At 64.2% G+C, this 11809-nt stretch carries 13 protein-coding genes; all 13 read right to left on the bottom strand.

Translation table 11 applies throughout. The features are described 5' to 3' along the window. Positions 1-236: 236 nt before the first annotated feature. Entirely contained in the window at positions 237-917 is a 681-nt protein-coding gene (locus SO156_RS09525) for a hypothetical protein (protein WP_498534590.1), read from the bottom strand. Between the two features lie 104 nt (positions 918-1021). Next, positions 1022-1609 (bottom strand): GNAT family N-acetyltransferase, encoded by a 588-nt coding sequence (locus SO156_RS09520; RefSeq protein ID WP_449379159.1) that lies wholly within the window; start codon positions 1607-1609, stop codon positions 1022-1024. A 45-nt stretch (positions 1610-1654) separates the two neighbouring features. Next, positions 1655-2944, bottom strand: a complete 1290-nt coding sequence (locus SO156_RS09515) for a M16 family metallopeptidase (protein ID WP_498534589.1) — start codon at positions 2942-2944, stop codon at positions 1655-1657. Beyond that, the gene (gene thrC, locus SO156_RS09510) at positions 2941-4359 is read right to left on the bottom strand and encodes a threonine synthase (RefSeq protein WP_458146854.1); all 1419 of its coding nucleotides are present in this window, start codon (positions 4357-4359) and stop codon (positions 2941-2943) included. Before thrC ends, SO156_RS09515 begins: the two co-directional genes overlap by 4 nt. Positions 4360-4817: 458 nt before the next feature. Beyond that, a complete protein-coding gene (locus SO156_RS09505) occupies positions 4818-5462 on the bottom strand; it encodes a response regulator transcription factor (protein ID WP_498534588.1) in 645 nt (214 codons plus the stop codon). A gap of 147 nt (positions 5463-5609) precedes the next feature. Beyond that, complete coding sequence (locus tag SO156_RS09500) at positions 5610-5975, bottom strand: nuclear transport factor 2 family protein (protein ID WP_498534587.1); 366 nt, start codon at positions 5973-5975, stop codon at positions 5610-5612. Positions 5976-6094: 119 nt separating this feature from the next. Next, a complete protein-coding gene (locus SO156_RS09495) occupies positions 6095-6850 on the bottom strand; it encodes an SURF1 family protein (RefSeq protein ID WP_498534586.1) in 756 nt (251 codons plus the stop codon). Then, positions 6847-7233 (bottom strand): DUF983 domain-containing protein, encoded by a 387-nt coding sequence (locus SO156_RS09490; RefSeq protein ID WP_458146850.1) that lies wholly within the window; start codon positions 7231-7233, stop codon positions 6847-6849. The genes SO156_RS09495 and SO156_RS09490 overlap by 4 nt, the downstream gene beginning before the upstream one ends. Before the next feature lie 81 nt (positions 7234-7314). Further along, entirely contained in the window at positions 7315-8211 is an 897-nt protein-coding gene (locus SO156_RS09485; RefSeq protein WP_458146849.1) for a cytochrome c oxidase subunit 3, read from the bottom strand. A 77-nt stretch (positions 8212-8288) separates the two neighbouring features. Continuing rightward, the gene (locus SO156_RS09480; RefSeq protein ID WP_498534585.1) at positions 8289-8948 is read right to left on the bottom strand and encodes a cytochrome c oxidase assembly protein; all 660 of its coding nucleotides are present in this window, start codon (positions 8946-8948) and stop codon (positions 8289-8291) included. Positions 8949-8954: 6 nt separating this feature from the next. Continuing rightward, positions 8955-9122, bottom strand: coding sequence for a cytochrome c oxidase system small membrane protein (locus SO156_RS09475; RefSeq protein WP_458146847.1), 168 nt, complete (start codon positions 9120-9122; stop codon positions 8955-8957). A gap of 7 nt (positions 9123-9129) precedes the next feature. Next, positions 9130-10068, bottom strand: a complete 939-nt coding sequence (locus SO156_RS09470; protein WP_498534584.1) for a heme o synthase — start codon at positions 10066-10068, stop codon at positions 9130-9132. A gap of 64 nt (positions 10069-10132) precedes the next feature. Continuing rightward, positions 10133-11746 carry a cytochrome c oxidase subunit I gene (gene ctaD / locus SO156_RS09465; RefSeq protein WP_458146845.1) on the bottom strand — a complete coding sequence of 538 codons (1614 nt, stop codon included), beginning with the start codon at positions 11744-11746 and terminating at the stop codon, positions 10133-10135. Positions 11747-11809: the final 63 nt, after the last annotated feature.

Below are 11809 nucleotides of genomic sequence, written 5' to 3'. Positions count from 1 at the left end.
GATGAGCGCCGGCTTTTTTGTTGGCTGATTGGTCCATCCAAAATCTCGGTGTCATGCCCCGGCTCGACTGGGCGATCCAGTATTCCAGAGACGGAGAATGATACGGAAAGGCTGCGGCGCACTGGATGCTCCGGTCCCGTCTCCGCCAAGGCTCCGACGAGGCTCGCGAACTCGGCTCGCCGAAGCTTCAGCGGAGGCGGCAAGCCGGGGCATGACAGCGTGTTATTTAACGCGGCCTACTTCTTCCTCCTCGGCGCCGGCTTCGACGATCCCGACAACGCCTGCGGGTCGAAGCCGACGTAGAAGATGTAGGAATCGGCGGCTGCCGCCGACGGCATCGGATAGACCATGTCCTCCGCGACGAAGGTGAAGGGCACGCTGCCGTCTTCTGACATTGCCACCGTGGTGCGATAGGCCTTCGACCCGATCACCTTTTCGCCGACGCCGCCCTGCACCACCGCGACACGCAACGGAATCTCGACGGATGAGGGTGCACCGGCAGGGCCGGCGACGATACGACCCTGAATACCGATCCGCGCGGTGATCTCGCTGCCGTTGCGGACGCATTCGCGCGCCATCTTGGTAATCGAGGCCTGGTAGCGCACATCGTTGCCGACCGCCTGCTTGCCAGGGACGGCCACGGCATAGGTGGATGCGCCGGCACGCACCGTGACCGGCGGGCAGTCGACCTCGGTCTGGGCATCGGCCGGCTGGCCGGGCGCCGGCGTCGTGGTCTGGGCCGGCGGCTCGTCCGAGGACCCGCCGAACAGGCTCTTGAAGCGGTCAGTCAGCGACTGCGCCGCCGCAGGCGAAGCCGCCGCGAACACAATCGATAATGCCAGTGCGATCACCGGACCTCGCCGCAGCGCGGTCTGCGAGGACCGAAGCTCTCTCACCTTCAAGGGGCCATACTCCATGACAATGTGCCGGCAGATCGCCGGCCTGCTGCGCGTTATATCGTCAAAATCGGCGAACCCAAGGCAAACGATAGGGCAACACGACAGGGCAAGTTTCGGCTTGGTTAGCCGCGGAAATCCTCGTGCAGCAGGCCGAACAGCAGATGGTCCTGCCAGACCCCGTTGATGCAGAGATAGCGACGCGCCAGCCCCTCGCGGGAGAAGCCGCACTTCTCCAGCACGCGGATCGACGGCGCATTGGTGGGGATGCAGGCGGCCTCCACCCGGTGCAGGTTGAGCTCGCCGAACAGGGTCGGCAGCAGCACCCGCAGCGCCGCGGTCATATAGCCGCGATGGGCATAGGACTGCCCGACCCAATAGCCGATCGTCCCGGCTTGAACGATGCCGCGGCGGACATTCGCAAGGGTGATGCCGCCGACCATAGCACCGTCGAGTTCCCGAAAGATCAGGAACGGATAGGACCGGTCCGCGGCGATATCCTCGGCATAGCGACGCAAGCGCCGGCGGAAGCCGGAGCGCGTGAGATCATCGGACGGCCAGATCGGCTCCCAAGGCGTCAGGTAATCCCGGCTTCCCTCGCGCAGGTGCGCCCACTGCAGGAAGTCGGACATCTGCGGCGCGCGCAACAGCAGCCCGTTACCACGTGGGGCGAGGGCGGCAGGTCCACTGGATGGCAAACGAAAAAGGGCCATGTGATGCTTCCCGGGGGCGTAACACGAGCCCTTCCGGCACAGCTCCTAGTGGAGCCTCGCCTTGGCTCGCGCCCGGGTCAATCCTTCCGCAAAAGACACCGCCGTGTCCAGACCCCTGCCGCTGCCCAATGCAACGACCGCGGGGCGGCTCCGCGATAATAGCGCTCGTGCCGCATTTCGCGTCGATTCGACGCTGACGGCGTCGATTCGGGCCACCAACTCCTGCACCGTCTGCGGCCGCCCATAGGCCAGCACGTGCCGCGCGAGTTGCTCGGCGCGCGAAGAGCAGCTCTCCAGCGCCATCAGGAGGCCCGCCTTCATCTGCGCTTTTGCACGCGCGATCTCGGCTTCGGTCAGCGTCTCCACTGAATCATTGATGATGTCGACGACGACCTCCATCATCTCCGGCGCATCCGCAGGATCGGTGCCGGTGTAGAGTCCGAAGAAGCCGGTATCGGTATAGGGCGCGTGGAAGCTGTAGATCGAGTAGCACAGCCCGCGCTTCTCCCGCACCTCCTGGAACAGCCGCGACGACATTCCGCCGCCGAGGATGTTGGTGAAGACCTGCAGCGAGAACAGCGACTGGTCGGTTTGCGGCACACCTTCCAACGCCAGCGTCAAATGTGCCTGCTCGAGCTCGCGATGCACAACCTTCGCCCCACCCTTGCCGAACATCGCAGGCGCCGGCTTTGGTCCCGGCGTCGCCTCGAAGCTTGCAAACCGCTTCTCGACTTCGTCCACGACCTGACGGTGATCGACCGCGCCGGCGGCGGCCACCACCATGTCGGGGCCGCGATAATGCGTGGAGAGATAGCCGCGCAGCATGTCGCGGTTGAAGCCGCGTAACGTCTTGGCGGTGCCGAGCAGCGAGCGGCCCATCGCCTGGTCGGGATAGCAGAGCTCGTTGAGATGCTCGAACACGACGTCGTCGGGCGTGTCCTGGGCCGCACCGATCTCCTGCACGATGACATTCTTCTCGCGCTCGAGTTCCTCCGGCTCGAACGCCGGATTGGCAAGAATGTCGGCTAGCACGTCGAGCGCCAGCGGCACGTCGGCCTTCATCACCCGCGCGTAGTAGGAGGTCGTCTCGGTCGAGGTGCCGGCATTGAGATCGCCGCCGACTGCCTCGATCTCCTCGACGATCTCGCGCGAGGAGCGCCGGGTCGTACCCTTGAACGCCATGTGCTCGAGGAGGTGGGAGATGCCATGCTCGTTCGGCTTCTCGTCGCGGCCGCCCACACCGGCCCAGACGCCGAGCGCAGCAGTCTCTACATGGGACATGTTGTCGGTGACGACGGTGAGGCCGGAGGCAAGCTTGGAGATCTCGACACTCATCCGGCAACTCCCTGCTTTGCGGCGCGGCTGACCGACAACACGAACCGCTCCACCTCGGACTGATCGTTCTTCATCACCTTCATGTGTTCGGATTTGGCCATCAGGCCGTCGAGCCACGCCGGCAATTGCGGTCGCATGCCGCAGGCGGCCTCGACCGCGTCGGGGAATTTGGCGGGATGCGCGGTGGACAGCACTATGTTGGGCACCGTCGTGTCCGTGGTGTCGCGATCGGCCACGGCGAGGGCCACCGCGGTATGGGGATCGACGAGTTCGCCGGCCTCGCGCCAGGCGGCGCGGATTGCAGCCGATGTTTCGGTCTCGTCCGCGCGACCTGCATCGAACTCCTCGCGGATCGCAGCGAGCGTGGCGTCCGGCAGCACGAAACGACCCGACTGCTTCAGCGATTCCATCAGCCGGCGGACAGCGGCCGCATCGCGCCGGCCCGCCTCGAACATCAGCCGCTCGAAATTCGAGGAGATCTGGATGTCCATCGAGGGCGACGCGGTGGCGTGCACCTCGCGCACCTCGTAGATGCCGGTCTTGAGCGTGCGCGCCAGGATGTCGTTGACGTTGGCCGCGATGCGCAGGGTGCGCACCGGAAGCCCCATGCGCTTGGCAACGAAGCCTGCGAAGATGTCGCCGAAATTGCCGGTCGGCACGGTGAAATCGACCTGCCGCGCCGGCGCGCCGACCGCGACCGCCGAGGTGAAGTAGTAGACCACCTGCGCCACGATGCGTGCCCAGTTGATGGAGTTGACGCCGGACAGCGCGACATTGTCGCGGAAGCGGTGATGGTTGAACATCCCCTTCACCAGCGCCTGGCAATCGTCGAACGTGCCTTCGATGGCAAGCGCGTGCACGTTGGCGGCGCCCGTCGTCGTCATCATGCGCTGCTGCACGTTGGAGACGCGGTTGTGCGGAAACAGCACGATGAGATCGACGTTCTCCAGACCCGCGAAGGCTTCGACGGCGGCGCCACCGGTGTCGCCGGAGGTCGCGACCGCGATGGTTGTGCGCTGGCCGCGCTTGGCGAGAACGTGATCCATCAGCCGCGAGATCAGCTGCATCGCGACGTCCTTGAAGGCGAGCGTCGGACCGTGAAACAGCTCCAGCACGAATTGATGCGGCGACATCTGGCGCAACGGCACCACGGCGGGGTGGCGGAAGGTGGCGTAGGCCTCGTTCGCCATGCGGCCGAGATCGGCATCTGAAATCTCACCGCCCGTGAACGGACGGATCACGTCGACAGCAACCTCCCAATAGGGGCGGCCGAAGAAACCGGCGATCGTCTCCGGCGAAAGCTGCGGCCAGTCGAGGGGCACATAGAGTCCGCCATCGCGGGCGAGCCCGGTCAGCATCACGTCGCAGAAGCCAAGCTCGGGGGCCTCGCCCCTGGTGGAGATATATCGAGTCAAACCGCCCTCCAAAGGCCGGCGGATCGCCTAAACCTTTGATTTAAGTGAAGTTACTTTGCTTTGCCGCAGCAAGCTGGGGGCACCATAAAGCGTTTTGCAGCATCGGGAAACCGCTTCCCGTGCCACCCCCGGCCTGAGGGGACGCAAGAAAAAGGGCTGCGGCGATGCCGCAGCCCTCTCCTGGAAGGGTCTGTCGTTACGTGTGCAGACCTGTTTTATCCGCATTCAGAGGCCGGTGCGCGAGCCAAGGCCTCGTCAAATCATTCGCCGTGAGCTTTGGTCGGGTGTCATCTCATCGTCAAGGGTAAAAACGGTTTACGCGGGAGAACGTTCCAACTTTTCCCGCTCGTACCAAGGCGATGCGCGCGGATCGCTTCGCGATCTAAAGCTCGGCGCGACACGCCTGCTGTCTTTTCCCGCCGCCGGAAGCGTGGCCGTTCAGTGCAGACGACCGAACCTCAGTTCATCTCAACCGCCACCGCGATCCGGATCAGGTCGGAGTGGTTTTTCGCGCCAAGCTTCTGCTTCAACAGCGACGTGGTGTTGGCGACGGTCTTGTAGGAGATGCCGAGGGCTTCGGCGACCTCGACGATCTTGTCGCCGCGCCCTAACAGCCGCAGGATTTCCAATTCCCGCGGCGTCATCTGCGAGGCGGGGTTGGCCTTGATCGCCGCGCCGGAAAAGGTCACGGCCTCCGCGAGCTGAGGCGAGATGAAATTGTCGCCGGCCGCGACCTTGCGCACCGCCTTGACCAGGATCTTGATGTCGTCGCCCTTGGAGACGTAGCCCTGCGCGCCCATCTCGACCGCCCGGACCACGAAGGCCGGATCGTCGTTGGTGCTGAGCATGATGATCTTGGCGTCCGGATCGTCCTTGCGGATGCGGCGCATCAGCTCGAAGCCGGAGACGTCGGGCAGGCTGATGTCGATGAGGGTGACGTCGGGACGCTTGCTGACGAAGGCGCGGTGACCGGACTTTGCGTCACTCGCCTCGTCGATTCGGATCGAGTGATCCGACGCGAACAGCGACCTGCAACCGAACACGACGACCGGATGGTCGTCGACGATCAATATCCGCGTGGCCGGCTTGACGATGTCTTGCATTGCTCTTGCTCGCTTTCCCCAACAGATAAGCCAGCGGGAACAAATGGAAAGAGCGAAAATACCACCTGCGTTAGAATTTAACTAAACGGGGAAGACCCTAGCGTGCATCTGGCTGCGCCCGCCTGCATATTTGGCGGCGCTGTCTCGCTAGCACGCAGAGCAGTCCATCGGGTTCTGCCGTGCGGGCACGCAGGTGGTCCGGGAAATCTTGCCATCGGCGCTGAAGCCGAAGCTGGCGCGGATGCGCAACGAGCCGGCGATCGAATATTCGAGTTCGACGCCCTGCGGCGCCGGGCTGATGTCCTCGAGTCCGAATCCGGCAGAGGAGAGTGCGCCGAGCCGCGATCCCCAATAGGCTTCGAGCTCGCTGCGGCCACGGTAGAGATGCTTGCCCCCGCATTGGCATTCGAGGCTGGCATCATCGGTGTAGAGATCGATCAGCGACCTGAGGTCGCCCTTGCGACAGGCATCCAGCCAGTCGACGACAATGCCCATCTGGTCGAAATCACTCACGCGTCCATCCCGATTTGCTCACGCGAATTCGTTTCGCGGCTTGTGGCCACAGTCGTGAATGCACGTCCAATGGTAAAGCCCGGAAGATTCCGGGTTCCGCCCCGAAAAGCTGCGGCGGATCAGTTCCGCCGCCGTCCCCTCACCCATGCGCCGAATGCGATCAGCACCGCACCTGCGAGCGCGAACCAGGTGATGGCGTATTGCAGGTGGTCATCCTTCAGATGCACATCGAGCGGTCCGGGACGCGGGATGCCGTTCTCGGGCACGGGCTGTTCCAGATCGATGTAGAACGGTGCGACCGCGCCCCAGCCGAGCGCACTCGCCATCAGATGCTGATCGCGCACGAACCACAGCCGCTTGGTGCGGTTCTCCGCGGGCGTGAGCCAGCTCGGCTCTTCCGGAAAACGCAAGTACCCGGTGAGCGCGACCTGCCCGCCGGTAACGAGCTTGGTTACAGCACGGTCCTCGACGGACCGATCCTGCATCGTGTTCTCGACGAAGCCGGCATCGATCACGATCATCTCGCCGGTCGGCAGCCGTGCCGGCAGGAAGGCCCAGGTGCCGGGACCGGCAGCATCTTTGCGCACGGCCGAGCCGGAGCTGTAGACCATCGCGTCGGGAAGCGGCGCATAGCTGGCCGTGAAGCTCACGCGGCGAAACTCGTCATTGGCCGCGTTGAGCGCGCTCCACTGTGCGGGCGGCGGCAACGCGACAGGCGGCGCTGCCAGCCGCTCGGTCAATGCTGCGATCAATTCATGCTTGGCGACACGGCGCTGCAATTGCCAGACACCGAGCGCGACGAAAACTGCGATCATGGCGAGCGTGAACAGGCCAAAGCCCGCCACGCCGCGGCGGCGCGTCGTGGTCCCGTTCATTTCGCGCGATCGACCAACCGGCCCGGCGCCGCCTTGTGGTGGAACTGCAGCGCGATCAACAACGACTTCATCGAGCGCAGCGGCAGCAGCGTGGTGACGAGGATCAGCGGCAGCCACAGCGCCGCATGCAGCCAGAACGGTGGCTGGTACTTGACCTCGACGATCAGCGCGCAGGCCACCACGATGGCGCCGGCCAGCATGATGATGAAGATCGCCGGCCCATCGCCGGAATCGATGAAGGCGTAATCGAGACCACAGACCTCACATGACGGCGCGAGCGTGAGGAAGCCCGCATACAGCTTGCCCCGCCCGCAGCGCGGGCATTTGCAGGCAAGTCCGCGCATCGCGCTCTGGGGAACGGTCGTGGGAGGATACTCGGTCATGCACTTTCCTTCGCCTCTCCACACCTTAAGCAAAAGGGGCGGCCGATGAGGCCGCCCCTTTATAACACGATCGACCGGGGCTTAATGCGCGCCGTGGGCCATGGTCTCGGCGCCGCGACCCCAGACGTAGATGCAGAGGAACAGGAACAGCCAGACAACGTCGACGAAGTGCCAGTACCAGGCGGCGAACTCGAAGCCGAGATGCTGCTTCGGCGTGAAGTGGCCGGCATAGGCACGCGCCAGGCAGACGATCAGGAACACGGTGCCGACCAGCACATGGAAGCCGTGGAAGCCGGTCGCCATGAAGAAGGTGGCGCCGTAGATGTTGCCGGCAAACGAGAACGCCGCGTGGCTGTACTCATAGGCCTGCACGCAGGTGAAGGTCGCGCCCAGGAGGATGGTGAGGATCAAGCCGTACTTCAGGCCCTGGCGATCGTTCTCCAGGAGCGCGTGGTGCGCCCAGGTCACGGTGGTGCCGGAGGTCAGGAGGATCAGCGTGTTCAGGAGCGGCAGATGCCAGGGATCGAAAGTCTCGATGCCGTGCGGCGGCCAGGTTCCGGGCACGCTGCACGCACCCATCTGGGTGCCGAGACCGCAGCCGAACACCGCGTCGCGCGTGGCATGGACAGGGTCGGCCGGGAACAGCGCCGAGTTGAAGAAGGCCCAGAACCAGGCAACGAAGAACATCACCTCGGAGGCGATGAACAGAATCATACCGTAGCGGTGGTGCAGCTGCACGACGCGGGTGTGGTCGCCCTTGTACTGGGCTTCCTTGATTACGTCGGCCCACCAGCTCGCCATGGTGTAGAGCACGCCGACCGTGCCGATGCCGAAGATGATCGGCGCCGCCGAGAACATGTGGTGCATCCAGGCGATCGCACCGACCGCCATGACGAAGGCCGAGACCGAGCCGACGGCCGGCCACGGAGACGGATCGACCAGGTGATAGTCGTGATGCTTGCCTTGCGCGGTCGCCATTTCCGTCTCTCTCCTTAGCCCGTGCCTGTCAGGCACTTATCCCCTTTAATTCCAATCCCCGGATCTGAGCCCGGCGATCAAAGATTGCCTTTGCGCTTGTCGTCCTCGCCTGACGCGAGCGGCTTCACCACCGGCTCGCGTACCGGATAGAACGTGTAGGACAGCGTGATCGTGCTCAGCCCGTCATTGTCGTGATCGTTGACGATCGACGGATCGACATAGAACACCACCGGCATCTCCCGCTTCTCGCCGGGCGCCATGGTCTGCTCGGTGAAGCAGAAGCAGTTGATCTTCTGGAAATACGACCCGACCGTCAGCGGCGCGACGTTGTAGGCCGCCTGGCCCGAGGTGGTGCGCGCGGCCTGGTTGGTCACGGTGTAATAGACGGTCGTGACCTGGCCGATATTAATCTCGATCTCAGTCTGCTCGGGCTCGAACTTCCAGGGCAGGCCCGGGGCAACGTTGGAATCGAAGCGCACGGCGATCTTGCGCGCGATCGGCCCCGCGGCGGGTCCCGAGGTCGCGACCTGGGTCGTGCCGTTGAAGCCGGTGGTACGGCAGAACCAGTTGTAGAACGGCACGGCCGCATAGGACGCACCGACCATCAGCGCAACCACGCCGCCGCAAATGGACGCGACAACGACATCGCGACCCAGGCCGCGGCGCGGCGGCCTGTCGGCCGCCTTGTCTGCCGCTTCAGGGCTCACGTCGTGCGATATGGTCGGCTTCTGATCCATCACACATCACAATGGTCGGTTCAGCACCGCTGGTCCCTTGACCAGGGTGACCGCGAAAAACAGCACCACGAGCACGCCGAGCGCGAGCGCGATCGCAATCGAGCGCTGACGGCGGCTCTTCTTCTGCGCCTCGGTGAGGACGATTCCATCTGGTGGCTCGGATTTGTCGGGCATGTCAGCGTCATGCGCCCCCTACCATCGGAGCAAGGGCGCGGAACACGACCTCGGCAAGCAGGGTCGCGAACAGCGCGAACAGATAAAGAATGGAGAAAGCAAACAATTTGCGCGTCGCGCGCAGCGACTGGCTGCGCTCGCGCCGCATATAGACGTTGATGGCGAGCACCAGCATGCCGGCGCCGAGCACCAGCGAGGTGACGCCGTAAATCCAGTCGAAATAACCGAGCGCCCAAGGCGCCGCAGCCACCGCGATCAGGACGACGGTGTAGAGCAGGATCTGGAGCCGCGTCGTGTCAGGACCGGCGACATTGGGCAGCATCGGAATGCCGGCCCGGGCGTAGTCGTCGGAGCGGAACAGCGCCAGCGCCCAAAAGTGCGGCGGCGTCCAGAAGAAGATGATGGCGAACAGCAGCAGCGGCTCGACGTCGACCGTGCCGGTCACCGCGGCCCAGGCCACCACCGGCGGCAGTGCGCCGGCGGCGCCGCCGATCACGATGTTCTGGGCGGTCCAGCGCTTCAGGAGCAGCGTATAGATCACGACGTAGAAGAAGATGGTGAAAGCGAGCAGCGCGCCCGCGATCCAGTTGACGAGGATACCGAGCGTCATCACCGAGAAGAAGGCGAGCGTCATGCCGAAGGCCATCGCCTCGGGCCGGGTGACGCGGCCGCGCGGGATCGGCCGGTTCGCGGTGCGCGACATCTTTGCGTCGATGTCGCCTTCCAGCGCCATGTTCAGCGCACCGGAGGCGCCGGCGCCGACCGCGATGCAAAGCAGCGAGGTGATCGCGAGCACGGGATGGAAATGTCCGGGCGCCATCATCAACCCGACCAGCGCGGTAAAGATCACGAGCGACATAACACGCGGCTTCAAAAGCGCGATGTAGTCGCCGACCTCCGCCTCGGAGATCCTGATATCGATGGCGTTCTGATCGAGGACCGACACTTAATTCAACTCGCTTGATGACAGAGCCGCGGCGCCCGTCAAAGGCGCCGCGACGAAGGGTTGCTTACTGCACGCGGGGCAGTACTTCGAACTGGTGGAAGGGCGGCGGCGAGGACAGCGTCCACTCCAGCGTGGTCGCGCCCGCACCCCAGGGATTGTTGCCCGCAGGGACCCTGCGCATGAAGGCGTCGAACACGCAGTAGAGGAAGATCAGCACGCCGAAGCCGGAGATGTAGGAGCCGATCGAAGAGATCAGGTTCCAGCCCGCGAACGCATCGGGATAGTCGACGTAACGCCGCGGCATGCCCGACAGGCCAAGGAAGTGCTGCGGGAAGAACACCATGTTGACGCCGACGAACGTGACCCAGAAATGCGCCTTGGCCAGCGTCTCGTTGTACATGTAGCCCGTCATCTTCGGGAACCAGTAGTACCAGCCGGCGAAGATCGCGAACACGGCGCCGAGCGACAGCACGTAGTGGAAGTGCGCGACGACGTAATAGGTGTCCTGCAGCACGCGGTCGACGCCGGCATTGGCCAGAACCACACCGGTGACGCCGCCGACCGTGAACAGGAAGATGAAGCCCACGGCCCAAAGCATCGGCGCGCGAAACTCGATCGAGCCACCCCACATGGTGGCGATCCACGAGAAGATCTTCACGCCGGTCGGCACCGCGATCACCATGGTCGCGGCGACGAAATAGGCCTGCGTCGCCGACGACATGCCGACCGTGTACATGTGGTGCGCCCACACCACGAAGCCGATGCCGCCGATCGCGACCATGGCGTAGGCCATGCCGAGATAGCCGAACACGGGCTTGCGCGAGAAGGTCGAGACGATCTGGCTGATCATGCCGAAGCCGGGCAGGATCAGGATGTACACCTCGGGGTGACCGAAGAACCAGAACAGGTGCTGGAACAGCACGGGGTCACCACCGCCATCGGCAGCGAAGAAGGTGGTGCCGAAGTTGCGGTCGGTGAGCAGCATGGTGATCGCACCGGCGAGCACCGGCAGGGACAACAGGAGCAAGAACACCGTCACGAGGATCGACCACACGAACAGCGGCATCTTGTGCAGGGTCATGCCCGGTGCGCGCATGTTGAAGATCGTGGTGATGAAGTTGATGGCGCCGAGGATCGACGAGGCGCCGGCAAGGTGCAGCGACAGGATCGCGAAATCGACGGCCGGACCCGGATGGCCCGAGGTCGACAGCGGCGCGTACATCGTCCAGCCCGCGCCGACGCCGTTGGCGCCCGGCTCGCCCTCGACGAAGGTCGAAGTCAGGAGCAGCGCGAAGGAGGCCGGCAGCAGCCAGAACGAGATGTTGTTCATGCGCGGGAACGCCATGTCAGGCGCGCCGATCATCAGCGGCACGAACCAGTTACCGAAGCCGCCGATCATCGCAGGCATGACCATGAAGAAGATCATGATCAGGCCGTGCGAGGTCACGAACACGTTGTAAGTGTGCGTTTCGTGGAAGATCTGCACGCCCGGATACATCAGCTCGGCGCGGATCGCGATCGACATCGCCGCACCGATGATGCCGGCGATGACCGCGAACACCAGGTACATCGTGCCGATGTCCTTGTGGTTGGTCGAATAGACGTAGCGCCGCCATCCGGTCGGATGGGCATGTTCGTCATGGGCGTGATCGCCGTGTGTCGCTGCACTCGTTGCCATTTTCAAATCCTGCCTTGCGTCCCGTTCGGACCCCGCGAGGTCCCGCCCTTAGTCCCCTGAACC

It is taken from the genome of Bradyrhizobium sp. UFLA05-125 (assembly GCF_059803515.1).
This window is presented reverse-complemented; position numbering and strand designations above follow the sequence as displayed.